We start from the raw sequence: 24,317 nt of genomic DNA, 5'->3' as shown, positions 1-24,317 counted from the left end.
TAGATTCAGTGAAAGATTATTATCGCCGATAGCGCGGCATACATAAAGCCGTGTAATCAAAGCAAAAGGCCGCTTTTGCTACGGCAGACTCCTCCTGCGCGCGGTACACTGCGGCTTTTCGCCACAGGCTTAAGGGAGACACTATGGAACTGGCTTCTCTGGTCCGGGATATCCTCCGGCAGCGGCACGTTGAACGTCTGGCGCAGCATCGTGAACAGGATAATGAAGCGGAAGCAGAGTGGGAGATCGCCCGCTGGCGGCATCGCAGCGGGGTGGTGATCCAGCGCCGCTATGAGCTCGAGATCGCGCAGCAGGATAGCGCATCCTGCCCGGAGTGCTGGATTGACTGGCAGGTTATCGACGCCGCCGGCCAGGAGATCAACCCGATGCGCAAACAGTTTTATAACCTTTGCCAGCAATCCTTCTGGCTGGCTATGCAGGCGGGTGGTGAAGATGAGACCTCAGACAGAATTGCTCAGATAACCGACAATCACCCGTAAACGCGCGTTGGGGACGGTAAACTGTGACCCCGACGGCGGTAAAGCGCAGAACATTCCACTTATAGTGGCGGCAGAGGTTAAATAGTCCTGATGAATATAAGGATATGCATCAGGCCGCTGATTTTGCCGAGATGCGCTTTTTCTGTCGTAAATGGAGGTTGTTATGAGCAGTTCGCTAACCGCGTCAATGCAGGCTCGTCGTCACCCGGAGACCACCCACATCGATCGCCTCGCCACCGCCGATATGCTGGCGATGCTGCATCAGGATGATAAGCAGATATCGGAGGCGGTCGGCGCCTGTCTGCCGGATATCGCCCGGCTGATTGATATCGCCACCGCGACGATAAGCCGGGGAGGGCGCCTGGTCATTATTGGCGCCGGCGCTTCGGGCCGGACGGCCATTGAGGCGGTCAGCGACTATTCGCCGGAAGGTAAACACGCGCTGGTGGGGCTGATTGCCGGTGGGCAGACGACGGCGATGGCCGAGCGGGAGACTGCGGCGAATAATTATGACCTGGGCGCCTTTGAGCTGCAGTCGCTGGACTTCAGCAATCGCGATATGCTGCTGGCGCTGACCGTCAGCGGCAAGACGCCATGGGTGTGGGGGGCGATGCGCCACGCCTGGTCGCTGGGTGCCCCGATAGCGGTCATCACCCAGCAGCCGACCAGCGAGGCGGCGCAGCTGGCGGATATCATTATTGCTCCGCAGACCGGGCCGGAGGCGGTGGCGGGGTTAGCCAATCCGAAGGCTCAGTTGGCCCAGAGGCAGATCGTCAATATGCTGACAACCGGACTCGCCATCCGTGACGGTCGGGTGTACAGCAATTTGCGGGTGGACGTGCAGGCTGACAATTCGCACTGGGCGGAGCGGCAGATAGCGATTGTGATGGCGGCCACCGATTGCACGCGCAGTGAAGCAAAGGCCGCCCTGGCCAGCTGTCATCAGCACTGCCGCACCGCGATCCTGATGCTGCTCAGCGGGCTTGACGCCTGGCACGCGCGGGAGCTGCTAACCAAACATCACGATCATCTGCGCCTCGCCCTGCGTGAAGCCCAGCGTAGCGCTGTCACTCCCGCCCAGTAATCCCTTCTCTGCCAGGTGCGCGATGAGCATGCGCGCCTGGACTTTTGTAATTAAAGAAATTCTTATCTTTTATTTTACCCGGCAATAGATATTGAATTTTCGACCTTATTTTTTTATCCGTCTTCGCTCTGTTTTTAAAATTGATTTTTTAAGTTAAATAACTGTTTGGTTTAAAATGTGAGAGTGTAAATGATATTTTAAAATAAAGTAAAAGTGCGTTAATATGCTGCCTCTTATGACCGTGTGCTACGTGATAATTCTATTATGCCTGCAATGAAAAAAACGATTATTTCCTTAACCGCATTAGCGATGTTCGTCAGCGCGGCGACGCATGCTGAAGCGGATACCTCGAAAAAAACCGACTTCCTGCTGATTGGCGGCGGGATCATGAGCGCCTCGCTCGGCACCTGGCTGCAGGCGCTGCAGCCGGACTGGGATCTGACCATGGTGGAGAAACTGGACGGCGTGGCGCTGGAGTCTTCCAACGGCTGGAATAATGCCGGTACTGGCCACTCGGCGAATATGGAGCTGAACTATACGCCGGAGCGGGCGGACGGGTCGATTGACATCAGCAAAGCGCTCGATATTAACGAGCAGTTTATGATTTCCCGTCAGTTCTGGTCGGCACAGGTGAAACGCGGTATTTTGCACGATCCGCACTCGTTTATTAATTCCACGCCGCATATGAGCTTCGTCTGGGGTGATAATGTGGATTATCTGCAGAAGCGTTATAACGCGCTGCAGCAGACCACCTTATTCCAGGGGATGAAATTCTCCACCGATCACGCGCAAATTAAACAGTGGGCGCCGCTGGTGATGGAAGGCCGCGATCCGCAGCAGAAAGTGGCCGCCACCTGGACGCCGGTGGGTACCGATGTCAACTACGGCGAAATCACTCGCCAGCTGATCGGCAGCCTGAAGAAAAATAACCACTTCACCCTGCAGACCTCCTCTGAGGTAACGGATTTCAAACGTAATGCCGACAACTCCTGGCACGTAACGATTAAGAATGTGCAGAGCGGAGAAGCGCAGACTATTGACGCCAAATACGTCTTTATCGGCGCCGGCGGCGGCGCGTTGAAGCTGCTGCAAAAAACCGGTATTCCGGAAGCGGACAACTATGCCGGCTTCCCGGTGGGCGGCTCGTTCCTGATGACCGAGAACCCGGCGGTCACTGCGCAGCACCTGGAGAAAGTGTATGGCCAGGCTTCAGTCGGCGCGCCGCCGATGTCGGTGCCGCACCTTGATGCACGTTACCTCGACGGTAAGCGCGTGGTGCTGTTCGGGCCATTCGCCACCTTCTCGACCAAGTTCCTGAAAAATGGTTCGTTCTTCGATCTGCTCAGCACTACCACCACCAATAACGTGCTGCCGATGACCCACGTCGGTCTCGACAACTTCGATCTGGTGAAATACCTGGTTAGCCAGGTGATGCTCAGCGATGATGACCGTTTCGCTGCGCTGAAAGAGTACTACCCGGACGCGCGTAAAGAAGACTGGAAACTGATCCAGGCCGGCCAGCGCGTACAGATCATCAAGAAAGACGCAGAGAAGGGCGGCGTGCTGAAGCTCGGTACCGAAGTGGTGGTCGATCAGCAGAAAACCATTTCCGCGCTGCTCGGCGCTTCGCCGGGGGCTTCCACCGCCGCGCCAATCACCCTGAACGTGCTCAAGCAGATGTTCCCGCAGCAGTTTAACTCGCCGGAGTGGCAGAGCCGCATTCACGCTATTGTGCCGAGCTACGGCCAGAAGCTGAACGGTAACGTGGCGCTGACCCAGCAGGTTTGGGATGACACCGCTGCGACCCTGCAGCTGACGAAACCGCCGGTGATCCAGATGCCAGCGGCTGCGCCTACCGCGACCGCCAAGCCGGCAGAGACGCCGCGCGAGGCCTCGCCGCAGCACGATATGGCGCTGTAAAAGCAAACTCGACAGTGAACAAAAGGGAAGACCATGGTCTTCCCTTTGCGACTGGCATCAGTTTGGATTTCGATAATTATTGAACTTCCTGGTTATTTTGTTAATTACCTGGGGGCAAGGTATTTTGATGCATGATGGCAACAGCACCTCATAAAATATCTTAAGAAGAATCTTCTGAATTCTTAATCCTAATCGTATAGGTTTTATCAAATTCTCCGCCTGTCGCGACATTTGTACCAAACAGTCCGCCAGATATTCGTATGGTGACGATCCCATGTTTTACGGGTACTCCCTGCACCCTGACACAATTATGCGCAGGAGAATCATTACAATAACTCAAAGTTAATCCGGTGTCGGATGGGGTTATTTCACCTACAAATCTTTCCTTCCCGTTTTCATCTAAAGCTGATACGGCGCCTCCCTTTATTATTATTTCGCTGGAATAAGCTTTTCCAACTGCTGCATCAGCAAGTGAGCTACCATATGGAGTAACGTCAGCATGTAAAACACAAGCTGTCAATAAAGAGGTAATACATACAACGCTCAATTTTTTCATAATCACTTCAATGGCTTGAAAACCATTCCCCCAAAGAATCTGTTGAGAAAAAAACGCACATCTTTTCCCTTTTTTATCCAGTAAGTTGAACGGCCCCAAGAAAATAATTTTAAATTAACATATCCATTATCGTCTTGTGTTACAGAACTATCCCATACAACCCAGTGTGTAGGTAACGTTGTGTTATTTGTACTGCCTTCGAGCAGTCCGTCATTTATTAATGTGACGACTTTAAAGCCTTGCGCTACATACCTATTTAAATCTCGGATTCCTTGGACACCAGCTTGAGTGATTCCTACATTACTAAAGACCATTTCATAACCTGCTTTTTCAAACCATTCCGCTAGTGTGGGCCACATGGTGATACCTGCCACTGGAGAATCGAGAGCATCGAAGCTCAGCGCTGCATTCTCTGAATCCCTCAGGCCAGCAAGCGTTATCCAGTCTAGTCCTAATATTCTTGGCTGCCCATCACTGGTAAAAAACATACCCGTTGGATGTCTACATCCCTCTCCTGGTGAGATTGTCAGTGTGCCTATTTTAGTTTTTCCATATCGCCACAGTTCCCTGGCGGCCTGGGCATATACATCAGGACGGTCTTGTTGCAGACAGTAAAAGAATGCAGCAGGGCCGCACACGCTCGCTCCGGACTGAGAAGGATATGAGAGATTATAGAATCTGTCCTGAATTTCTGATTCTATCTTCTTTTTTTTAAACGGATCTTGCGGTGAACCTATGGGATACTCTCGCGCAATAAATGGACGTTCAGGAATAGTAATTCTTATCTCCTTTGTTTCCCCACCCTCGCTTGCAGGCTTCATTGTGCCTTTTGTCTCAAAATAACAGAGGTTCTCTCGCTTTACCGAAGACCAGGCGTTGCCTGATGCAAAGGCTTCAAGTGTGTACATTTTAGTGAATGGAACGGGGGTCACACAGACCGTATGCAACATGGTTTTGCGGTAAAGATTCATTTCCATAATATAAATTGTCGAGAGTGACTCATCTACATTTCCTGTCATGTGAGTTTGTGTTTCATAAGTTCCAGAAAATGGCTGTTGCTTCACATCTATCAGGGAATATTTATTCCTGCGAGAGTCCATACGATAAATACACAGGTCATAAAGCAAAGAATCTGTTGGAACATTAGATCTTATTCGTGTACTAAGCTTGTAAACTGCCATCATTAATCCCTCAATGTTTAAGCGGCTATCCTTGCCGGCATCATACAACATTCATACCCAACCCACATCCCCGTTTTTGATGGTACTGTACAATGTCTGAAGCAGTCGTTTCCGGGAAAGGCTCAACCTCATTATTTTCGTTATTTACATAACCGCCTGTCCGGGACGAAAATTAAGGTCAACCTTATTAAAAGATTATCTTTAACTTGATTTTGAGCGGCCTGATAGTCTTCACCTTAGTCTCTATTGATATCTCCTTGCCAGTAATGCCGATGTTGGCCACGCAATTGTCGGCGAAGCCGATCTCATTATCACCGGATTTCTGATGGTTTTGCGTACGTACAGCTGGTATGGGCCCGATAAGCGACCGGCTGTCGTGTTTTACAGGCACTGGGCACCTGCTCCGTGTTAAGGCTGGTGCGGGCGAGAGCGCGCGTTTTTTTGCCTATATCTGCGTATCGTGAAAGTGATTACGCCGATTGCGGTCCGATGATCGGCGGACAACTGATAAAATTCACAAGATGATACGTGATTTTTTTGGTTGCTGGTGGCAGCGGTCGACAATAGTGGTCGCAATCAAAATAGTTTTCGTGGTTATTGTTATACTGGCTTGAATTTGTAAAAGAAAATTAAACCAGGAGTGTGGAAGGGCTATGAAAGACGATATTAACCAGGAGATCACCTTCCGCAAGCTGTCGGTCTTTATGATGTTTATGGCGAAAGGTAATATCGCCAGAACCGCCGAAGTGATGAAACTCAGCAGCGTCAGCGTTCACCGCGCGCTGCATACCCTGGAAGAGGGGGTGGGCTGCCCGCTGTTTGTCCACAAAGGGCGCAACCTGCTGCCGCTGCAGGCGGCGTGGACGCTGCTTGAATACTGCCAGGATGTGATAAGTCTGATGAACCGCGGGCTCGAGGCGACGCGCAAGGTTGCAGGCGTCGGTCAGGGGCGGTTGCGCATCGGTACCCTCTATTCTCTGACCCTGGAAACCGTTCCGCGCATCATTATGGGGATGAAGCTGCGTCGCCCGGAGCTGGAGCTGGACCTGACGATGGGTTCAAATCAGATGCTGCTGGATATGCTGGAAGACGATGCCCTCGATGCCATCCTGATCGCCACCAACGAAGGGGAGTTCAATAATACCGCTTTCGACGTGGTGCCGCTGTTTGAGGACGATATTTTTCTCGCCGCCCCGGCGACCGAACGGCTGGATGCCTCACGGCTCGCCGATCTGCGCGATTACGCCGACCGCAAGTTTGTTTCGCTGGCGGAGGGGTTCGCCACCTATGCCGGATTCCGGGAAGCATTCCACATCGCCGGCTTCGAGCCGGAGATCGTCACCCGGGTGAATGATATTTTCTCGATGATTAGCCTGGTGCAGGCTGGCGTCGGTTTTGCCCTGCTGCCGGGGCGGATGAAGAAAGTGTATGAGAAGGATGTACAGCTGCTAAAGCTGGCGGAACCCTACCAGATGCGCCAGCTGATCTCTATCGTCTATTCGCACCACCGCGAGCGCGATGCCGACCTGCTGGCGCTGGCGGCGGAAGGGCGCATGTACGCCCGCAGTCTTAATCGCTAAGCCGCTGCGCCAGATGGCGGGCGACGTCCATGCCGCTGCGCTCCAGCGCAATGGTCTCCCCGCGCCAGCCCGCCTGGCGGGTCAGGCAGGTGAGTACCCCGCCGGGGGGCATCTCAATGGCTAAGCGCGCATCGCGCTCATCGGCGGCGACCATCGCCTCCTGCCAGTGGACCGGGCGCGCCATGTTCATCGCCAGATCGTCGGCGATCCGCTGCGGATCCCACAGCACGCGCGCCGTCGAGCCGCTTAAATAGGCGCGCTGAGGGCGCGTTAAGGTGACGTCGGCAAAGGCTTTTGCCAGGGCTGCGGCAGGTTTATCCAACAGCGCGCAGTGCGACGGGACACTGACCGCCAGCCGCTGGACTTTACTGGCGCCAGCCCGCAGCGCCAGCTGCGCCACCTCGGCCATTGCCTCATCACGGCCCGCAATCACGAACTGCGTTTCGGCGTTCAGGTTGGCGAGATAAACCTCGTGGCCCTGCATCAGCGCCTCAACCCGCGGGCGGGTCAGGCCCATAATCGCCGTCAGTCCGTAACCTTCAGGATACGCCTGTTCCATTAAGTCCCCGCGCAGGGCCACCAGCCGCAACGCGCTGGCGAAATCGAGCGCGCCGGCAATCACCGCGGCCGGAAACGCGCCGATGGACAGGCCGCTGACCATCTGCGGATCCACGCCCTGACGCTGTAGCTCGCGCGCCCAGGCTACCCCGGCGATCAGCAGACAGAGCTGGACCGCACGGGTGTGTTGTAGCGCATCGGCGCTATCGAGGGTATCGACTTCATCCCCCAGCACGGCGCGCGCCTGGGTGAGGATCGCCTCGCGATCGGGGATCATCGCCAGCATGCCGGGACGCTGGCCGCCCTGACCGGGAAAGGTAAATAAAATCTTCATTATTCCTCCCTGTGCCACGGCGTCGCGGTTAAGCGCGCGCCGCGGGACGTTTTCAGCAGCGCGCGCCCGTCGCGCAGCCATTCATTAAGGGCGAAGGCGCCGTACGGCGTTTCGACCTGGGTATCAGCGCGGCATGGAAGTTGGGCCACCCGGGTCTGCCATTCCAGCAGCGCCTCGCGGTCCAGCGGCTGTGGCGCGCGGATCAGCAGATCCAGATCGCTGGCCGCATGCAGCACCGGGATCTCGGTTGCCAGCGCGTAGCCGGTACTGCCGGTGACGCCCCAGCCCCAGGGCCAGCGGTGTAAGGTGAGGGCGATAGCCCCCTGGACCGGCGGCTGCGAGACAAAAGGCGAATGGAGTAAGACCTCACGATCAACAAGCATCTCCGGGGTGACGCTGCGCACGATATTGCGCGCCTGTACCCAGCCGGCGGCGCGCTGCTCGCGCTTCATGCCCCGCACCCCAACCGGGACGCGGGCCTGGTCGTCAACGTCGCGCCTCACCACCACCGGCAGCGCGGCTCGCCACTGCTGAGCCACCCACGGCTCGGCAATATCTTCCAGGGCGCTGGCGTGGTTTAACCAAACTAGATCATGGGGACGCGGCGTGGCTGACATGGTTTACAGTCCTGAAGTCAAAGAGATAAACAGCGGTAGCGACAGGATACACAGAACCGAGCTCAACAGCAGCACGGCTTCAGCATCCGGAGACTGGACGCCGAAGCGGTTGCCGAAGACCACGCCGAAGAAGCCGGCGGCCAGGGCAATCATCAGGATCGCGGTAATGGCAATGGAACCGTGCAGCCCAAGTAACATCACCAGACCCCAGGCAATAAACGGCTGCACCAGCAGTTTCACGATGGTTGATGTAGCGATCAGCGCATTGAGCTGCAGTTTACGCGCCGACAGGATCACCCCGGTGAGGAACAGCGCGGCGGCGGTGGCGGCCAGGCCCAGCGGTTTGATCGACGCCAGCAGCAGGTCCGGCATTTTAATGCCGATCGCGGAAAGCACCACCCCAAGCAGCGGGCCCCAGACGATCGGTTTTTTCACCGAACGCCACATCAGCACCGGCAGCATCGCCAGCGTAGAACCGCTGTTTTCTCCCGCGGCGCGGGCTTTTTCACGTTCCAGAATCAGCAGGCAGAACGGGGTCATCAGCACCGAGCCGCAGGCGATAGAGACCGCTACCGACAGTGAGGTTGACGCGCCTTCACCCAGCACGCTGCCGAGGATCGGCAGACCCAGCGCGGCATAGTTTGGCAGGGCGACGGTGAGGGTCAGCACCGCGGCATCCTGCGGCGTGCGTTTGAACACGCTGGTGGCGAGGAAGTAGATCGCGGCATAGGTGATCCACATCGCGCCGGTCAACACCAGCACCAGCGGCGACTGGGCGACGATCCCGGCCCACGGCGTTTGTACCGTCGCGCTAAACAGCGTGGCGGGTAAGGCAAAATCCATTACAAAAATATTAAGCAGCGAGACGTTTTTGTTATCTACCATCCCGGCCTTACCGGCCCAGAAGCCCAGCAGCATAATGACGAAAATCGGGGCAAGAGCATGAATAATCACATAAGTCATAAATCACCTGTAAATAAGATAGAGTACTGGCGCGATTGTTATTTTTTCTAAAAGCCGTCCCTTCCCGGCGCGGTTATTACGCGCTCCGGGGGACGGCTTCCGGCAGGTTTTCTTCTACTACTTACGTACGAACGTCTTACCAGCTGGCGCGCATGCGATCGCGGACCAGCTGCGAGCTGCGGCGGTTTTCCGCGCCCAGGCGGCACTTCAGTGAGGCATCGGTGCGCGCGTCAGCGATGGCGTCGCGCAGCGTGTTGCTGACCAACGACAGATCGTGGTCGTCAGGGGCATCCGGATTATTAATATCCAGCAGGGCGGAGAGCAGGCCGAGCGTCGCATAGTTGCTGACGTCGTAGGCCATTGGCGGAATGGTAGCCGCCAGTTTCTCCAGCGCCTCTACGGTACGCAGCGTAATGCGCGCCGCCGACGCTTTACCCATCGCGTGGACCAGCACGCCGCTATCGTTAAAGGCGATCAGGCGGTTGGCCTGGTAGCCGTGGGCCAGAAACGCCCCGGACATCGCTTTGCCGACGATCAGGCCAATTACCGGGTGGCCGGCCAAACGGGCTTTGGCATAAGCGCCAGCCGCCCCGGCCAGCGCCTGGTGAATGCCGAAAGCTTCTTCGCGGCGGCCATAGGCCTGGCTTGGCACATCGATCACGGCGACGATCGGCCGTTTGACAGGCCGATCGGCGTCGGTGGCGATGGTTTCGTTGACCACTTTCGCCAGCGTCCAGCCTTCCAGCAGGCCGACTTCGCCGCCGGCGGCGCGCGGGTAGTGGTTGTTAGCATCCGGGACCACGGCGATAAAACGCACGTTTTCGCCATTAATCTGGCCGTCTGCCACCTGGACGGAAGGGCACAGGCCGCTCATCAGCGGCACGTCGGGCGCCAGTTTGTTCAGCCACAGCGCGGCGCGGTTTGGGAACTGACTCATTATTTATCCTCCCGGGCAAAAAGCTGTTTAATCTGCGCGGTATCCGCCTGCTGGCGGGTGTCGAACTGGCTCAAGCGACGCAGATAATCGTCATAGTTGTCGCTGCGGTGCTGTACCGGTACGCCTTTGGCGATCGCCTCATTCATTGCGGTTTTAACGGCGTTAACGCCATCGTTAACCAGCGCGTCGACCAGTCCGCTGGCGGCGCGAATTTCGCCGCCGGTCATGCTCCAGATAAACGGCCGGTTGCGGGAGTCGTACTCTTCAATGCCGGCTTCCTGCTCGATAACCTGCGGGCCGTTGAGGCCGAGACGGGCTTCACGAGTGACGATAAGGTAACTGCACAGCGCGGCGGCGATAGACATACCGCCAAAGCAGCCGACGGTGCCGGCGATGATGCCGACTACCGGCGTGTAGCGGCGCAGATCGACAATCGCCGCGTGAATATCAGCGATGGCGGCCAGACCGAGGTTGGCCTCCTGCAGACGTACGCCGCCGGTTTCGAGGCACAGCACCGCCTGCGTCGGGATACCGTTGCGGTTATCTTCCGCCGCCAGCTCCAGCGCGGCGGCCATTTTGGCGCCGGACACTTCGCCCATACTGCCTCCCTGGAAGGTGCCCTCGATGGCAATCACCACCGCAGGCTGGCCGTTGATCGTGCCTTTGGCGACCACCATACCGTCATCGGATTGCGGGACGATGCCCTGGGCGCCGAGCCACGGCGACATAATACCGTCAAACGGATCCAGCAGTTCGCGGTAGCTGCCGTCGTCCAGCAGGGCGTGGGCGCGTTCGCGAGCGCGCAGTTCGATAAAGCTGCGATCGTTACGCATGAGCGGCCTCCTCAAAAACCTGTTCAATACGAATACGGGCGACGCCCGGCGTGGCGCCGAAGTCGTGGATAATCAACTGCCCGGCGGGCAGGCCGTTGATCAGGTTCAACCTGTCGAACAGCGCCTGCCAGCGCGCCTGGCTGTTATCCACTGAGGTGGTGATCTGTACGTTGAGCGTGGCGCCCTGTGCGGCGGTATAAAGCACTTCCATATCGCCTGAACCTACGACTCCTGCCAATGCTTTGCCGCTGAGGGCGCGGTTGGCAGGAAATGACAATGTAATCTGTTCCATAACATCCTCTGAATGCGTTAGCCGGAAACCCGGTCGAGAAACAGGGTGGCGGCAAGGAGATCGGCCGCGCCACCCGGCGAGGCGTTTTGCGCCAGCATCTGCGCATCAAGGCGCGCCAGCGCGGCGCGACCGGCGACGCTGGCGCAACCGCCCGCCGCCAGAACCTCGCGGGCGCCTTGCTGCATGGCATGCAGCCCGTTCATGCCGGCGCGCGACAGCACGCAGGTATCGCTCAGCGAGGTCATGATGGCCATCAGCGCATCAAGGCGCGCCTGCTGCTCGCTGGCGCCTTTCGCCCGGCTCTGCTGCAGTTGCGGCAGCGCCAGGGTGGTAACATGCGGAAATCCGCGCTGCGCTTCCTCGCGTGCGCCCGGCACCTGCCAACGGCGGCTGGCGCGCAGCCCCTTACTAAAGCTTTTCGGCGCGAAACCGTCAGGCAGGCGGGCAAGGGCGGCGGCGGTCCCGGCGATCGCCTGTGATTGACCCTCTCCACCCAACATCGCCACCGCGCTGACCAGCAGTCCCAGCGCCCAAATGGCGCCGCGGTGGGTGTTAACGCCACCTGTCGCCATCATCATCTGCGCTTCACCTTCGCGACCGAGGCGGCCGACGGTTTCGCGCAGGGCGATATCCGCCGGACGCTGCCAGCTTTGCTGCGCCAGTGCGTGAAAGGTTGGCTGCAGGCTGCGGGCGGAGCGTTCCATCAGGTCCAGATTGAGATCCTGATGCGCGCCGTTGCCGCGACTATCGACCAGACCCGGTTTCGGACTCAGACGGGCTTCGTCAATCAGACACGCGCTGGCGGTATGCGCCAGCCAGCTGACGCGGCTTTCTGCGTGTAGGGGGGAGAGATTTTTCATTACCAGCTCCGGAATTTTGCCGGTGGGTTGTACAGTCCGTCGGACCACTCCACCAGCTCGGCGACACTGCCGGCGGCCAGTAGCGAGCGGGTGGCATCGCTACGGCGAATGCCGATATCTTCCGGGTACACCACTTTGCCGCTCTGGCGCAGCGCGGCGACGCGTTTGGCGTCCACCCCGAGGCCAATATCGGTGATCCCGGCCACCGCGGCGACCATCGCCCGGCGCTCTTCAAGGCTCTCCGCCCGGTACAGGTAGGCAATACCCTCTTCGGTCAGCACGTGGGTCACGTCATCGCCATAAATCATCACCGGCGCCAGCGGCATGCCGGAGGTTTTGGCGACGTCGACCGCGTCGAGCGTTTCAACGAAGGTCGGTTTTACGCCGGCCTGGAAGGTTTCGACCATCTGCACCACCAGTTTTTTACCGCGCTGCATCGGGTCTGGTTCGGTGATCATATTGAGCCAGGCCGGGGTGGCGTGGCGGCGACCGTGCGGGTCATGGCCCATGTTCGGCGCGCCGCCGAAACCGGAAAGACGACCGCGGGTGACGGTTGAGGAGTTAGCCAGACCATCGACCTGCAGGGTCGAACCGATAAACATATCTACCGCGTACTGACCTGCCAGCTGGCAGAAGGCGCGGTTGGAACGCATTGAGCCATCCGGGCCGGTAAAGAAGATATCCGGGCGGGCGCGGATATACTCTTCCATCCCCAGTTCGCCGCCGAAGCAGTGCACGCTCTCCACCCAGCCGCTTTCGATGGCCGGGATTAAGGTCGGATGCGGGTTCAGCGTCCAGTGTTTACAGATTTTGCCTTTCAGTCCGAGCTGTTCGCCGTAGGTGGGCAGCAACAGCTCGATGGCGGCGGTATTAAAGCCGATGCCGTGGTTAAGCGACTGCACCTGATGTTCCGCGTAGATGCCTTTGATCGCCATCATCGCCATCAGAATGTGTTCTTGCTTAATCAGACGAGGGTCGCGGGTGAAGAGCGGTTCAATGAAGAACGGTTTGTCGGCGACCACCACGTAATCAATCCACGAGCCGGGAATATCGACGCGCGGCAGGTCGCATTCGTCGTCCACCAGTTCGTTGACCTGGGCTATCACAATGCCGTCGTGGAAGGCGGCGGCTTCCACCAGCGCTGGCGTATCTTCAGTACTCGGTCCGGTATACAGGTTGCCTTTACGGTCCGCTTTATAGCCGGCGATCAGCGCGACGTTTGGCGACAGATCGACGTACAGGCGGGAGTAGAGTTCAATATAGGTATGGATGGCGCCGATTTCGAGCAGGCCATCTTCCAGCAGCTGCGAGATGCGCAGGCTTTGCGTGCCGGAGAAAGAGAAATCCAGTTTACGGGCAATGCCTTTTTCAAACAGGTCCAGATGCTCACTGCGCCCGACGCTTGGCATAATCATATGCAGGTCGTGGATTTTCTGCGGATTAACTTCCGCCAGCATGCGCGAGAGGAAATCGGCCTGTTTCTGGTTGTTGCCTTCCAGCACAACCCGGTCGCCGGGGGCGAGCAGGTTTTCCAGTACGCTGACCAACTGGTCAGTCGGGATGACCTTACCTGGCATGTTCGCCTCGGCCAGCCGCCGCTGTTTTTCCGTTCGGCGACGGTTCCAGACCCGCCCCGTCGTTTGTTCGGCATTCATTAATAACCTCCTGATTCGACAAATCGTTTTGTTTGTCCTGGTGGAGATTAGTGTGCGACGCGAGGCTATGAGCATCAATTAAGCGCGGTGGCCGATCGTTAGCATCAGAGTAACGATTCCGCCGCAACGTTTGTGATGCGGATCAATAATACATAAGGCGTAGTGGTCTACGGAGAGAGTGTAGGGCAGGGAGCAGGCCGGCGAAGCGCCGGCCTGCGGAAGGACTACTGTTTACTGACATCGCTTAATAAGAAAGCGATACTCTGCCCGCCGCTGGTCTGCTCGAGGGCAATTTTGACGATAATCGTCAACGGCACCGAGAGCAGCATGCCAACCGGACCCAGCAACCATCCCCAGAAGATTAAGGACAGGAATACCACCAGCGTCGAGAGGCCCAGCCCGCGCCCCATGATACGAGGTTCGAGAATATTGCCGAATACCAGGTTGACGATCAGGTAGCCGGCCAGCACTACCAGCGCCTCGTACAGACCACCGAATACCAGCACCTGCAGGATCGGCGGAATGGCCGCCAGCACGGAACCGATATTGGGAATATAGTTCAGCGCGAAGGCCAGTAGCCCCCACATAAAGGCGAAGCGCACATCCAGCAGCACCAGCATGCCCCAGACCACCAGGCCGGTGATCAGGCTTATCGCAGTTTTCAGCACCAGATAATGCGATACGCTGTCGATGGCCCGCTGGATGGCGCCCATGCCTTCTACTGGTCTGGACATTAACTGCTGCAGCTTAGCGGGAAGCTGCGGCACCTCCAGCAGCATAAACACCACCGTCAGCAGCAGCAGAAAAATAGAAGACATGGCATTCGACAGCTGAGTGAGCAGGCTGGTGACCAGGGTCATTACGGCGTTAGGGTCGATGTACTTATTGAGCTCGACCACCGAAACGGTGAATCCCATACGCTGCAGCCAGGGCGCGATGGTTTGCATCGGCTCATAGAGATAATTGCGATACTGCGGCAGGGTGCGCGCCAGCTCGTTGAGCGAGGTCCCCAGCGAGGCCAGCAGCACAATGGCTAACATAACAATCAGGCCAATCAGTAGCGAGATCGCCAGCACGCGCGGTACCCGGCAGCGGACCAGGAGCTGGACCAGAGGATTGATGATCACCGCCAGAAAAAGCGCCAGGATAAACGGGACGATTATGTCCGCCGCAAAGCGAATGCCGGTAAGGATGATCACCAGCATGCCCAACATGATGACCATCTTTAATCCGTTAAGTGTAATAATGGGTTTAGCCATAGGATCCCGACCTCAAACTTCCTTGCCTATTAACAGGTTGCGTTACATTAGCATAATGACGCTTTTTTGCAGAACAAACGCATTGAAGAAAAACCGCGGCGTAAAGAATTGCAAAGTCTTTGAATTAAATGTAGCACTATGCTACAAATCTATCTGTGTTTAACTACTGAGGACAATTTTCATCCGCACCGGACGAGAAGCAACACCGCGGATAATTGTAATTTTATGGACAATCAGTTCAGGATGTATATTTTAAATCACCCCGCAGTATCCCTCACTTTTTCCCGTTTTGCCGGCGAACAGCACTGGCATTCGGCGCTATAGTCACCTTCTTTCTGCCTGAGCTGGCGCCAAGCGCACAGCGATATCTACGTCAGAAATTTTCCTGTTTACGTCTCGCGTAAACGGTAATGGATTATATTCTCAAGCAGGAGAAGGGATCATGTTTTATTGGATTTTATTAGCTTTAGCAATTATTGCTGAAATTACCGGCACCTTGTCTATGAAATGGGCAAGCGTGAGCGGCGGGCACACCGGCTTTATTTTAATGCTGGCCATGATTGTCCTGTCATATATTTTTCTTGCCTTTGCGGTTAAAAAGATTGCCCTCGGTGTGGCCTATGCGTTGTGGGAAGGGATCGGTATTTTACTGATTACCCTGTTCAGCGTGCTGCTGTTTGATGAGAGTCTGTCCCTGCTGAAAATAGCCGGTTTGACCACCCTGGTGATAGGGATCGTCTTAATTAAGTCCGGCACCCAGAAAAAAGCGTCTTCCAAGCAGGAGGTGGCCCATGCAGCAGTTTGAGTGGATCCACGCCGCCTGGCTGGCAATCGCCATTGTGCTGGAAATTATTGCCAACGTCTTTTTGAAGTTTTCCGACGGCTTCCGCCGCAAGATCTACGGCATTCTGTCCCTGGCGGCAGTATTGGGCGCGTTCAGCGCCCTGTCGCAGGCGGTTAAAGGGATCGATCTCTCGGTTGCCTATGCGCTGTGGGGCGGCTTCGGTATCGCGGCGACCATCGCCGCCGGCTGGGTGCTGTTTGGTCAGCGTCTGAATAACAAAGGCTGGGCGGGGGTTATCCTGCTGGTAGCCGGCATGGTGTTAATTAAACTCGCCTGACGTCTCGCCGCCTGCAAAGCCAGGCGGCAAACGGAAGCTTCCTTCACGCCTGGCCCCGCTGTAATTGTGTCAGGTGACGCTGAGGGCTGCGCAGGTTCACTGCTTTCGGCTGGCGGAAAATCATTTCCGCCAGGACGATGTCAATAATGATATTCTTCACCGGCCTCGGTCCATTACTCACCGGCAAGCGCCTCCAGCTTATCGCGAAAGCCAGTCACCGCAATGGCGCGATTGTCCGCCCGCCAGCGATCCTGCGGGCCGGGGGCCGAACTCTGCACGGCGATCACCTGCCAGCCGTCCTCCGTTTTCAGCAGCAGCGGCGAGCCGCTGTCGCCAGGCAGGGTGTCACACTGATGCGACAGTACGCTGGTTTGCGCCCACCCTGTCACGATGCAATCCTGGTGGCTGTAAAGATTATCGAGATGATCTTCAGGATAGCCAGACTGGGTAACTTTACGGTCCGCCGCCTTCAGCGCGGCGGTGAGATCGGCCTTGCTGCCCGGAAAGAGCGGGATCGGCGTAATGCCAGACGGAGCATAGCGCAGCACGATCAGACCAAAATCGGACGGCGCTGCAGCGGAAGGGACAATCCAGCCGTCGCCATCGGCTTTCAGGCGTCTGCCTAAGCTGGGATCGACTCGCCCGTCAATGCCGTGGATCTCATAGACCCAGTTGCCCTTGCGGGAAATAAAGCGCAGGGCGACCGCTTTGTCCGGCTTGCCGCGCGGGGGCGTTAACAGACAGTGGCCCGCGGTCAGCGCCAGATGCGGAGAGATGAGCGTCGCCGTACACAGATTGCCGCTGGCGGTTTCCAGCTGGCCAATCGCGTCCCACGGACTCTCCTCGGGGCGGTTCACCGCTTTGCGGTCATCGTGACCGAAAAACAACGTCTTAATATCTTTGGCGCTCAGTCCGCTATCATCGGCATGTGCGCCCAGAGGTAACAGATAAAATGAACACAGTAATAACAGAACGTCTCTACGCATATCACTCTCTGGGGAGGCTATGATGTCTATTGACAGTAGCAGGAGATTTAAGTTTTTGAAAGTAAACAATAATTCTAAACAGGCCAAACCGTATACCACATCAGCGCGCGGTGGGGTCTGGCGCTGGTAAAACCTCCTGATTTCAAGCGGTTAATACCAGTGTTCTGCTTGTGCTATTTCCGCAGAAAGTGGCGTCTTGCGCAACAAAATTCATGTATCAGAACGTACTGAATTCGGTTAATAATGCAGCAATTCATCCGTGGGATTATTCCTGGTTTGTCAGCATAATGCCCAAAAATAATACTTTTACCCACCAGATCTTCACCGGAATTCGCACTTCTTTACGCCTCTCGTAATTATTTTCAATGCGAAACATTTTCTCACCGAAAACGTTGTTACCGTCGCCCTGCCGTTGAGTAAATAGAGAGGTAGTACCGGCGATGATAGCCTGAACTCTATTTCCCCTGCGTTCGGAGGGCTTATGTCTAAAAAAGGTATTCGCGCACTGGTTTATGTTTCCCTGGTCTCAGTCGCTATCTGGGGCGCGACCGGCTATCTGGTGATGGAAGCAGTGCGTGCATTGTGATGGGCGCGCCACCCGGCAAGGGCCAGGCGTGCGACATATTACGACTAACATGTCTGGCGTCTTCTGGCGCCGGACATTTTTTTGCGCCGCAGAGAGTCACAGGATAATGGGAAGCGGGGAGCGGGTCAGCGATAGCCGCACGGTATTCATTTTAATGAAAAGCTGGTAGAAGCAGCAAAATGCGAGCGCGGGATAAATAATTAAGAGAGGAAAAAACGGGTTGCAACCACTGCGCATATAATTAGCAGGATCAGGATGAGCTCAAAACGATAGCGCCGCAGCATAGTGCTCTCCAGAAAAAACGGCGCTGAAACAGCGCCGATTATTAAGAAGGTTGGTTCACCGGGAGGAATTATGCTGCCGGCTGTGCAGTCGGTTTAGCGGCCTGGTGTTTAGTGGTTTTGTGGTGTTTTTTCGCTGCCTGCGCTTTCTGGGCTGCCGGTTTAGCCGCAGCTTTGTGATGCTTTTTCGCCGCCTGAGCTTTCTGCGGAGCAGCTGGTTTAGCTGCTACTTTTTTGTGTTTTTTAGCGGCCTGGGCTTTCTGAGCAGCGGCTGGTTTAGCTTCTGCTTTTTTGTGTTTTTTGGCAGCCTGAGCTTTCTGCTCTGCAGCCGGTTTTGCCGCGGCTTTGTGGTGTTTTTTGTGATGGGTGGTCTTGGCAGCCGTGCTGTGGGTGGCAGCCGGTGCCTGAGTGGTGCTTACTGCGTCAGCAGCGAAAGCGGCGGAAGAGAGACCCATAGCAGCGGCAACGACCAGAGCTAATACTTTTTTCATTCTGATATCCTCGAAAAGTTTTCTTAATTTCAACCCCACTGCGGGGCCGGTGAAATCACTATATGCTTGTCTTTTCGAGCTTTCCGTGAGTGTTTGGTATCGGCGTGTAACCGAATGTACAAGGCAGGAACGACAGGACGCGCCGGGTAGCCCGGCGCGTATGATTACAGGTAGCGAGTGGTCAGGTGCTCGCGGAAGTAGCGGCTATTAAGATCCTCACCGGTGGCCTGCTGAATCAACTGCGAGGTGGTGAAGCGGCTGCCATGCTGCCAGATATTCTGCCGCAGCCAGTCGAACAGGGCGCTGAAATCGCCTTCCTCAATATCGCGATCTAACGTCGGCAGCGCGCGGCGGGCCGCGGCCATCAGCTGCGCGGCATACATCGCGCCCAGGGTATAGGAAGGGAAATAGCCGAATCCGCCGTCGGTCCAGTGAATATCCTGCATGCAACCATCCCGATAGTTGCCGGTGGTCGACAGCCCCAGCCAGTGCTGCATTTTCTCGTCCCACAGCGACGGGATATCATCTACCTCAATCTCGCCGTCGATCAGCGCACGTTCAATTTCATAACGCAGGATGACATGCGCCGGGTAGCTCACCTCATCGGCATCGACGCGAATAAAGCCGGGTTTCACCTGCTGATTCCAGGCGACAAAGTTGTCCTGGCTAAAGGCCGGCCGATCGCCAAACCGCTCGCGCACCGCCGGTAACAGGCGGTTAAGAAACCGCTCGCTGCGTCCCAGCTGCATTTCAAAAAACAGGCTCTGCGACTCGTGGATAGCGGTGGAGCGGGCGAGTCCTACGGGCTGGTCGACCCACGGGCGAGGTAGATTCTGCTCGTAGCGGGCGTGGCCGGTTTCGTGGATCACGCCGAACAGAGCGCTGAGCAGGTCGTTTTCGTTGTAGCGGGTGGTGATGCGCACATCCTGGGGTACGCCGCCGCAGAACGGGTGGGCGCTGATGTCGAGGCGCCCGCCGTCGAAGTCAAAGCCAAGAATGCGCATCGCCTGCAGGCCCAGCTCCCGTTGTTCAGCAATGGGGAAAGGCCCCTGCGGGGCGATTAGCGTCTGCTTCGCCTGCTTCTCCACCGCCTGGCTAAGCAGGGAAGGTAGCCACGATTTGAGATCGGCGAACAGGCTGTCCAGCCGCGCGCTGGTCATATCCGGTTCGAAAATATCCAGCAGCGCGTCGTAGCGTGAGCCGCCCCTGGCATCGGCGCGGATCTGCGCTTCCTGGCGGCTCAGTCTGACCACCTCGCGTAGGTTGTCGGCAAAGCCCGTCCAGTCATTGGCGGGACGCTGGCTGCGCCAGGCATGTTCGCAGCGGCTGCCGGCCAGCGATTTTGCTTCCACCAGGCTCTCCGGCAGCAGCGCCGCCTGATCGTACTGACGCTGCATTTCCCGCAGGTTGGCCTGTTCAACATCATTAAGATCCTGCTGGCGGGCCTCCTGTAACCATTGTCCCACTTTTTTATCGGTCAGGATTTGATGCTGCAGCACGCCGAGCTCGGCCAGCGCTTCGCCGCGGGCGACGCTCCCGCCCGGGGGCATCATCGCGAACATATCCCAGCCGGCGATGGCGGCGAGATGCGAAAAGCGCGACAGGCGCTGAAAGGTACGGGTAAGCTGCTGATAAGGCGTATTTTCAGTCATAGTGGCGTTCGGTCCGTGACAGGTGAATAAAGAGATTATCGCTTTGCCTCTACACTATCCTGATACGCCCGGCGGGTCGAGCGTTGCGCACAGGGGAAGGGAAAGACACATGGCGGGAGAATAAGCTCACCTCTGTGATCGGTGTGACAGAAAACGGTAACATATCGGTACTAAACTGTGATCGATTACACAGGTCTGGAGGTTCGGGGGTGGTTTATGAATCCGTTCACCTGGCTGTTTATTGCACTGCTGTCCGTTGATGCCGTCAGAGAGCTGATGGGCTTGTCTTCCATAATGGGCATGTGGTGAAACGTGGCCCGCAGGCCACGTCACACGCGACTATTTCAGTCGCTGATGTAAGCAGGTGCCGGTCAACAGCGCGGCAAGGAGCAGCAGCGCGATAAACCCACCGACGCCGTTCCAGCCGTAGTGATGCCAGAATACCCCGCCTAACGTCCCGGCAAGACTTGAACCCAAATAATAGCTGAACAAATACAGCGATGACGCCTGACCGCGGGCGCGGCGGGCGCGTGGGCCAATCCAGCTGCTGGCGACGGAATGCGCGGCGAAGAAGCCAGCGGAAAACAGCAGCATGCCGATGAAAATAAGCCACAGGGAAGAAAAGAGCGTCAGCAGCAGGCCGCAGAGCATCACCGCTGTAAAGCCAAGCATCACCGGCCCGCGGCCAAAGCGTACGGTCATGGCCCCTGCCTTCGGTGAACTCCAGGTCCCGGTGAGATAAGCTACCGACAGCAGGCCTACCACCGCCTGGCTTAACGACCACGGCGACATCATCAGCCGGTAGCCAATATAGTTAAACAGGGTGACAAAAGCGCCCATCAGCAGAAAACCTTCGATGAACAGCAGCGGCAGGCCACGGTCGCGCCAGTGCAGACGGAAGTTAATCAGCAGCGTTTTCGGTCGCAGCGAGGTCGGGCGGAAATGGCGCGACTCGGGCAGGATACGCCAGAACATAATCGCCGCGGCCAGCGCAAAGCCGCTGATCGCCGCCAGCGCCACGCGCCAGCCGAAGAAATCGGTAAAGACCCCGGTCAGCAAGCGGCCGCTCATGCCGCCGATGGAGTTGCCGCTGATATAGAGTCCCATCGAAAAGGCGACGAAACTGGGGTGGATCTCCTCGCTCAGATAGGTCATGCCGACCGCCGCTACGCCGCTCAGCGACAGGCCGATGAGCGCGCGCATAATCAGGATGCCGTGCCAGCTGGTCATCATAGTCGACAACAGTGAACAGCAGGCGGCCAGCAGCAGGGCGGTGACCATCACCGGCTTGCGGCCTATAGCGTCCGACAGCGGGCCGGTAAACAGCAAGCCCACCGCCAACATCGCCGTGGAAATTGAAAGCGAAATACTGCTGCTGGCCGGCGACACGCCAAACTCGTTCGACAGCACCGGCAGGATCGGCTGCACACAGTAGAGCAGGGCAAAGGTGGCCAGACCGGCGGAGAACAGCGCGAGAGTGACGCGCATAAACTGCGGGGTGCCACGCTTAATAAACGGATCCGGGCGGGATGCACCAGCGACGCTGACCTCGCCCGCCGGCACGGTGTCAACGGTTGTTGTACGACTCACAGAGAATTCCTTGCGTAGAAGTTGCTGCTTACCAACAGAGTGTTGTGACCATTCAGCTCACATTTTTAGGGTATGAAAATGTAAATATTCTGTCTAATATATTAATAATCTCAAATAAGACGTTTTAAATATGAATATCGAGTTGCGTCATTTGCGCTACTTTGTCGCCGTCGCTGAGGAGCTACATTTTGGCCGCGCCGCGGCGCGACTGAACATCTCTCAACCACCGCTAAGCCAGCAGATTCAGATCCTTGAGCAGCAGACCGGCGCTCGCCTGTTTGCCCGTACCAACCGCAGCGTCAGCCTGACTGCGGCCGGAAAGCAGTTTCTCGCCGATAGCCGACAAATCCTCGCCCAGGTAGATGAGGCGGCTGCTCGCGCCGCCCGTCTACACCATGGCGAAACGGGTGAGCTGCGCATCGGCTTTACCTCCTCGGCCCCTTTTATTAAGGCCGTCTCCGATACGCTATCGATGTTTCGCCAACGCCTTCCGGATGTGCATATTCTCACCCGCGAGACTAACACCCGCGAACAGATAGTGCCCCTGAGCGAAGGGGCTCTGGATTTGGGGCTGCTGCGCAATACTCAACTGCCGGACACCCTGGCGTGGGAGCGGGTTCTGCGCGAGCCGCTGTTGGCGATGGTCCCGGCGAATCACCCGCTGGCCCGCCAGCCCTCGGTCAGCCTGGCGGCGCTGGCGCGCGAGCCCTTCGTCTTTTTCGACCCGCACGTCGGCACTGGCCTGTATGACGACATCCTCGGCTTGCTGCGCCGCTACGGCCACACGCCGAAGATTGCCCAGGAGGTGGGGGAGGCAATGACGATTATTGGTCTGGTGGCCGCGGGCCTGGGGGTATCGATCCTCCCGGCCTCCTTTCAGCGCGTCCAGCTCAGTGAAATGCGCTGGCTGCCGATCGACGAACAGGATGCGGTATCGGAGATGTGGCTGGTGTGGTCTAAACACCATGAGCAAGGGGCACTGGCAAAACGCTTTCGTGAGGCGCTGCTCTCCTGGAAAAGCGAGCATAATTGAGGCGAAAAGGGGCTGGAAATGTGCGGTAAATCACAAGGCTAAGTAAAAATTTGACGTTCACCGTCGAAGTGCTTCACCATAGCCGAAAGTTTATTTCGAAGCGCGAAAATAAGGGAGTCAATGGTGGTAGCGGATAGTCAACCAGGCCATATCGATCAAATAAAGCAGACCAATGCGGGCGCCGTGTATCGCCTGATTGATCAGCTCGGCCCGGTATCGCGTATCGACCTTTCCCGATTTGCGCAACTGGCGCCGGCCAGCATCACCAAAATCGTCCGCGAAATGCTGGAAGCGCATCTGGTTCAGGAGACCGAGATCCAGGAGCCCGGCAGCCGCGGCCGCCCGGCGGTGGGGCTGATGGTGGAGACCGAGGCATGGCACTATCTGGCGGTGCGCATCAGCCGCGGTGAGATCCATCTTTCGCTGCGTGATTTAAGCAGTCAGCTGGTGGTGGAGGATCAGCTGGAGCTGGTGCTCACCGACAGCACGCCGTTTCTGACGCGCGTTATCGACCATATTGATCGCTTCTTTATTCGCCATCAAAAGAAGCTGGAACGCCTTACCTCCATCGCCATGACGATGCCCGGTATTATCGATACCGAAAATGGCATTATTCATCGCATGCCGTTTTATAAGGATGTTAAAGATGTCCCGCTCGGCGAAGCGCTGGCCAATCATACCGGGGTGCCAGTCTATATTCAGCATGACATCAGCGCCTGGACTATGGCGGAATCTTTGTTTGGCGCCTCGCGCGGCGCCCGGGACGTCATTCAGGTGGTCATCGATCATAACGTCGGCGCCGGGGTGATCACCGATGGGCGCCTGCTGCACGCCGGCAGCAGCAGCCTGGTGGAGATTGGCCATACCCAGGTCGATCCCTACGGCAAACGCTGTTACTGCGGCAACCATGGTTGCCTGGAGACAATTGCCAGCGTAGAAAGCGTGCTGGAGCTGGCGCAGATGCGCATGGCGCAGTCGATGAGCTCGCTGCTGCACCAGCGTCCGCTGAGCGTGGAGTGGCTTTGTCAGGCGGCGCTGCAGGGCGATTTGTTAGCCCGGGACATCATCAGCGGCGTGGGTAATCACGTTGGGCGGATTCTGGCGATCATGGTCAATCTGTTTAATCCGCAGAAAATTCTGATTGGCTCGCCGTTCAATCTGGCGGCAGAAATTCTTTTTCCGGCAATTTCCAGCTGTATTCGGCAACAATCTCTCCCAGCCTATAGCCGGCATATTACCGTTGAAAGTACTCAGTTCTCCAACCGCGGAACGATGGCTGGCGCGGCGCTGGTCAAAGATGCGCTCTATAACGGATCCTTACTCATACGACTGTTACAGGGTTAACATTTTTTCATAGTCACACCAAAAATTGCGCTATCTCAAGCTGACCTCAGACGGCTTCACGTAGACTTTGCCCACCGTTGATTATTTCTCTCCCGTATATTTCA

Annotated in this window: 25 protein-coding genes; 9 read left to right on the top strand and 16 right to left on the bottom strand. The window is 56.9% G+C overall.

Features of this window, described 5'->3' with window-relative positions; all coding sequences use genetic code 11:
- Positions 1-143 precede the first annotated feature (143 nt).
- From IB144_RS14055 to mqo, 3 genes are all read left to right on the top strand, one after another.
- On the top strand, positions 144-500 hold the full coding sequence (locus tag IB144_RS14055; RefSeq protein WP_004176301.1) for a hypothetical protein: 357 nt from the start codon (positions 144-146) through the stop codon (positions 498-500).
- Between the two features lie 163 nt (positions 501-663).
- Positions 664-1,584, top strand: a complete 921-nt coding sequence (locus IB144_RS14050) for an N-acetylmuramic acid 6-phosphate etherase (protein WP_004183912.1) — start codon at positions 664-666, stop codon at positions 1,582-1,584.
- Between the two features lie 309 nt (positions 1,585-1,893).
- Positions 1,894-3,504, top strand: a complete 1,611-nt coding sequence (mqo, locus tag IB144_RS14045) for a malate dehydrogenase (quinone) (RefSeq protein WP_231256484.1) — start codon at positions 1,894-1,896, stop codon at positions 3,502-3,504.
- A 160-nt stretch (positions 3,505-3,664) separates the two neighbouring features.
- Here mqo and IB144_RS14040 read toward each other — a convergent pair whose 3' ends face one another.
- Positions 3,665-4,060, bottom strand: a complete 396-nt coding sequence (locus IB144_RS14040) for a hypothetical protein (protein WP_071891109.1) — start codon at positions 4,058-4,060, stop codon at positions 3,665-3,667.
- Positions 4,061-4,062: 2 nt separating this feature from the next.
- Positions 4,063-5,241, bottom strand: coding sequence for a hypothetical protein (locus IB144_RS14035; protein ID WP_048270956.1), 1,179 nt, complete (start codon positions 5,239-5,241; stop codon positions 4,063-4,065).
- A gap of 653 nt (positions 5,242-5,894) precedes the next feature.
- Between IB144_RS14035 and IB144_RS14030 the strand changes: the two genes are divergently transcribed.
- The gene (locus tag IB144_RS14030) at positions 5,895-6,821 is read left to right on the top strand and encodes a LysR substrate-binding domain-containing protein (protein WP_149358940.1); all 927 of its coding nucleotides are present in this window, start codon (positions 5,895-5,897) and stop codon (positions 6,819-6,821) included.
- On the opposite strand, the gene mdcH is transcribed toward IB144_RS14030, so the two are convergent.
- The 9 genes from mdcH to IB144_RS13985 all read right to left on the bottom strand — a co-directional run bounded on the left by mdcH (position 6,811) and on the right by IB144_RS13985 (position 15,129).
- The gene (mdcH, locus tag IB144_RS14025; RefSeq protein ID WP_048265527.1) at positions 6,811-7,713 is read right to left on the bottom strand and encodes a malonate decarboxylase subunit epsilon; all 903 of its coding nucleotides are present in this window, start codon (positions 7,711-7,713) and stop codon (positions 6,811-6,813) included. The two genes, IB144_RS14030 and mdcH, sit on opposite strands and share 11 nt — an antisense overlap.
- Entirely contained in the window at positions 7,713-8,330 is a 618-nt protein-coding gene (locus IB144_RS14020) for a malonate decarboxylase holo-ACP synthase (RefSeq protein WP_004152239.1), read from the bottom strand. The genes mdcH and IB144_RS14020 overlap by 1 nt, the downstream gene beginning before the upstream one ends.
- A gap of 3 nt (positions 8,331-8,333) precedes the next feature.
- On the bottom strand, positions 8,334-9,293 hold the full coding sequence (locus IB144_RS14015) for an AEC family transporter (RefSeq protein WP_004148291.1): 960 nt from the start codon (positions 9,291-9,293) through the stop codon (positions 8,334-8,336).
- 136 nt (positions 9,294-9,429) lie between these two features.
- On the bottom strand, positions 9,430-10,230 hold the full coding sequence (gene mdcE, locus IB144_RS14010) for a biotin-independent malonate decarboxylase subunit gamma (protein WP_049185418.1): 801 nt from the start codon (positions 10,228-10,230) through the stop codon (positions 9,430-9,432).
- Positions 10,230-11,063, bottom strand: a complete 834-nt coding sequence (locus tag IB144_RS14005) for a biotin-independent malonate decarboxylase subunit beta (protein WP_004143105.1) — start codon at positions 11,061-11,063, stop codon at positions 10,230-10,232. Before IB144_RS14005 ends, mdcE begins: the two co-directional genes overlap by 1 nt.
- Entirely contained in the window at positions 11,056-11,355 is a 300-nt protein-coding gene (mdcC, locus tag IB144_RS14000; RefSeq protein WP_008805033.1) for a malonate decarboxylase acyl carrier protein, read from the bottom strand. The genes IB144_RS14005 and mdcC overlap by 8 nt, the downstream gene beginning before the upstream one ends.
- A 17-nt stretch (positions 11,356-11,372) precedes the next feature.
- Complete coding sequence (locus IB144_RS13995; RefSeq protein ID WP_048270656.1) at positions 11,373-12,215, bottom strand: triphosphoribosyl-dephospho-CoA synthase; 843 nt, start codon at positions 12,213-12,215, stop codon at positions 11,373-11,375.
- On the bottom strand, positions 12,215-13,870 hold the full coding sequence (gene mdcA, locus IB144_RS13990) for a malonate decarboxylase subunit alpha (protein ID WP_004190296.1): 1,656 nt from the start codon (positions 13,868-13,870) through the stop codon (positions 12,215-12,217). Before mdcA ends, IB144_RS13995 begins: the two co-directional genes overlap by 1 nt.
- Positions 13,871-14,094: 224 nt before the next feature.
- Positions 14,095-15,129, bottom strand: coding sequence for an AI-2E family transporter (locus tag IB144_RS13985; RefSeq protein WP_002903679.1), 1,035 nt, complete (start codon positions 15,127-15,129; stop codon positions 14,095-14,097).
- Between the two features lie 442 nt (positions 15,130-15,571).
- Between IB144_RS13985 and kpnE the strand changes: the two genes are divergently transcribed.
- Positions 15,572-15,934, top strand: a complete 363-nt coding sequence (gene kpnE / locus IB144_RS13980; protein ID WP_149358941.1) for a multidrug efflux SMR transporter subunit KpnE — start codon at positions 15,572-15,574, stop codon at positions 15,932-15,934.
- Positions 15,921-16,250: a multidrug efflux SMR transporter subunit KpnF gene (gene kpnF / locus IB144_RS13975; RefSeq protein WP_002903683.1), complete on the top strand. Its 330-nt coding sequence runs from the start codon at positions 15,921-15,923 to the stop codon at positions 16,248-16,250. The genes kpnE and kpnF overlap by 14 nt, the downstream gene beginning before the upstream one ends.
- Positions 16,251-16,293: 43 nt before the next feature.
- On the opposite strand, the gene IB144_RS13970 is transcribed toward kpnF, so the two are convergent.
- The 4 genes from IB144_RS13970 to IB144_RS13955 form a co-directional block, all read right to left on the bottom strand.
- Complete coding sequence (locus tag IB144_RS13970; protein WP_002903685.1) at positions 16,294-16,410, bottom strand: hypothetical protein; 117 nt, start codon at positions 16,408-16,410, stop codon at positions 16,294-16,296.
- 13 nt (positions 16,411-16,423) lie between these two features.
- Positions 16,424-17,236, bottom strand: coding sequence for a serine protease (locus IB144_RS13965; RefSeq protein WP_002903687.1), 813 nt, complete (start codon positions 17,234-17,236; stop codon positions 16,424-16,426).
- Positions 17,237-18,174: 938 nt separating this feature from the next.
- On the bottom strand, positions 18,175-18,594 hold the full coding sequence (gene asr, locus IB144_RS13960; protein WP_002903693.1) for an acid resistance repetitive basic protein Asr: 420 nt from the start codon (positions 18,592-18,594) through the stop codon (positions 18,175-18,177).
- A 164-nt stretch (positions 18,595-18,758) separates the two neighbouring features.
- Positions 18,759-20,246 carry a carboxypeptidase M32 gene (locus tag IB144_RS13955; protein ID WP_002903695.1) on the bottom strand — a complete coding sequence of 496 codons (1,488 nt, stop codon included), beginning with the start codon at positions 20,244-20,246 and terminating at the stop codon, positions 18,759-18,761.
- Positions 20,247-20,462: 216 nt separating this feature from the next.
- Here IB144_RS13955 and IB144_RS13950 point away from each other — a divergent pair, with 216 nt between their 5' ends.
- A complete protein-coding gene (locus IB144_RS13950; RefSeq protein WP_004206050.1) occupies positions 20,463-20,555 on the top strand; it encodes a hypothetical protein in 93 nt (30 codons plus the stop codon).
- A 30-nt stretch (positions 20,556-20,585) separates the two neighbouring features.
- On the opposite strand, the gene IB144_RS13945 is transcribed toward IB144_RS13950, so the two are convergent.
- Positions 20,586-21,836, bottom strand: a complete 1,251-nt coding sequence (locus IB144_RS13945) for an MFS transporter (protein WP_002903698.1) — start codon at positions 21,834-21,836, stop codon at positions 20,586-20,588.
- 130 nt (positions 21,837-21,966) lie between these two features.
- On the opposite strand from IB144_RS13945, the gene IB144_RS13940 reads away from it, so the two are divergent.
- The gene (locus tag IB144_RS13940; protein ID WP_002903700.1) at positions 21,967-22,869 is read left to right on the top strand and encodes a LysR family transcriptional regulator; all 903 of its coding nucleotides are present in this window, start codon (positions 21,967-21,969) and stop codon (positions 22,867-22,869) included.
- A 123-nt stretch (positions 22,870-22,992) separates the two neighbouring features.
- Positions 22,993-24,213: a sugar metabolism global transcriptional regulator Mlc gene (mlc, locus tag IB144_RS13935; RefSeq protein ID WP_065888654.1), complete on the top strand. Its 1,221-nt coding sequence runs from the start codon at positions 22,993-22,995 to the stop codon at positions 24,211-24,213.
- Positions 24,214-24,317: the final 104 nt, after the last annotated feature.

The organism is Klebsiella sp. K4 (assembly GCF_014596785.2).
In the GTDB taxonomy this organism is placed as follows: Bacteria; Pseudomonadota; Gammaproteobacteria; order Enterobacterales; family Enterobacteriaceae; genus Klebsiella; species Klebsiella pneumoniae.
The sequence above is the reverse complement of the archived record's forward strand: the minus strand, read 5'-3'. Positions and strand labels throughout refer to the sequence as shown.

What these genes read in the sequence shown, in the direction of transcription:
- IB144_RS14055 (WP_004176301.1), top strand. Translation starts at nt 144, where the DNA reads ATGGAACTGGCTTCTCTGGTCCGGGATATCCTCCGGCAGCGGCACGTT.
- IB144_RS14050 (WP_004183912.1), top strand. Translation starts at nt 664, where the DNA reads ATGAGCAGTTCGCTAACCGCGTCAATGCAGGCTCGTCGTCACCCGGAG.
- mqo (WP_231256484.1), top strand. Translation starts at nt 1,894, where the DNA reads ATGTTCGTCAGCGCGGCGACGCATGCTGAAGCGGATACCTCGAAAAAA.
- IB144_RS14040 (WP_071891109.1), bottom strand. Translation starts at nt 4,060, where the DNA reads ATGAAAAAATTGAGCGTTGTATGTATTACCTCTTTATTGACAGCTTGT.
- IB144_RS14035 (WP_048270956.1), bottom strand. Translation starts at nt 5,241, where the DNA reads ATGGCAGTTTACAAGCTTAGTACACGAATAAGATCTAATGTTCCAACA.
- IB144_RS14030 (WP_149358940.1), top strand. Translation starts at nt 5,895, where the DNA reads ATGAAAGACGATATTAACCAGGAGATCACCTTCCGCAAGCTGTCGGTC.
- mdcH (WP_048265527.1), bottom strand. Translation starts at nt 7,713, where the DNA reads ATGAAGATTTTATTTACCTTTCCCGGTCAGGGCGGCCAGCGTCCCGGC.
- IB144_RS14020 (WP_004152239.1), bottom strand. Translation starts at nt 8,330, where the DNA reads ATGTCAGCCACGCCGCGTCCCCATGATCTAGTTTGGTTAAACCACGCC.
- IB144_RS14015 (WP_004148291.1), bottom strand. Translation starts at nt 9,293, where the DNA reads ATGACTTATGTGATTATTCATGCTCTTGCCCCGATTTTCGTCATTATG.
- mdcE (WP_049185418.1), bottom strand. Translation starts at nt 10,230, where the DNA reads ATGAGTCAGTTCCCAAACCGCGCCGCGCTGTGGCTGAACAAACTGGCG.
- IB144_RS14005 (WP_004143105.1), bottom strand. Translation starts at nt 11,063, where the DNA reads ATGCGTAACGATCGCAGCTTTATCGAACTGCGCGCTCGCGAACGCGCC.
- mdcC (WP_008805033.1), bottom strand. Translation starts at nt 11,355, where the DNA reads ATGGAACAGATTACATTGTCATTTCCTGCCAACCGCGCCCTCAGCGGC.
- IB144_RS13995 (WP_048270656.1), bottom strand. Translation starts at nt 12,215, where the DNA reads ATGAAAAATCTCTCCCCCCTACACGCAGAAAGCCGCGTCAGCTGGCTG.
- mdcA (WP_004190296.1), bottom strand. Translation starts at nt 13,870, where the DNA reads ATGAATGCCGAACAAACGACGGGGCGGGTCTGGAACCGTCGCCGAACG.
- IB144_RS13985 (WP_002903679.1), bottom strand. Translation starts at nt 15,129, where the DNA reads ATGGCTAAACCCATTATTACACTTAACGGATTAAAGATGGTCATCATG.
- kpnE (WP_149358941.1), top strand. Translation starts at nt 15,572, where the DNA reads ATGTTTTATTGGATTTTATTAGCTTTAGCAATTATTGCTGAAATTACC.
- kpnF (WP_002903683.1), top strand. Translation starts at nt 15,921, where the DNA reads ATGCAGCAGTTTGAGTGGATCCACGCCGCCTGGCTGGCAATCGCCATT.
- IB144_RS13965 (WP_002903687.1), bottom strand. Translation starts at nt 17,236, where the DNA reads ATGCGTAGAGACGTTCTGTTATTACTGTGTTCATTTTATCTGTTACCT.
- asr (WP_002903693.1), bottom strand. Translation starts at nt 18,594, where the DNA reads ATGAAAAAAGTATTAGCTCTGGTCGTTGCCGCTGCTATGGGTCTCTCT.
- IB144_RS13955 (WP_002903695.1), bottom strand. Translation starts at nt 20,246, where the DNA reads ATGACTGAAAATACGCCTTATCAGCAGCTTACCCGTACCTTTCAGCGC.
- IB144_RS13950 (WP_004206050.1), top strand. Translation starts at nt 20,463, where the DNA reads ATGAATCCGTTCACCTGGCTGTTTATTGCACTGCTGTCCGTTGATGCC.
- IB144_RS13940 (WP_002903700.1), top strand. Translation starts at nt 21,967, where the DNA reads ATGAATATCGAGTTGCGTCATTTGCGCTACTTTGTCGCCGTCGCTGAG.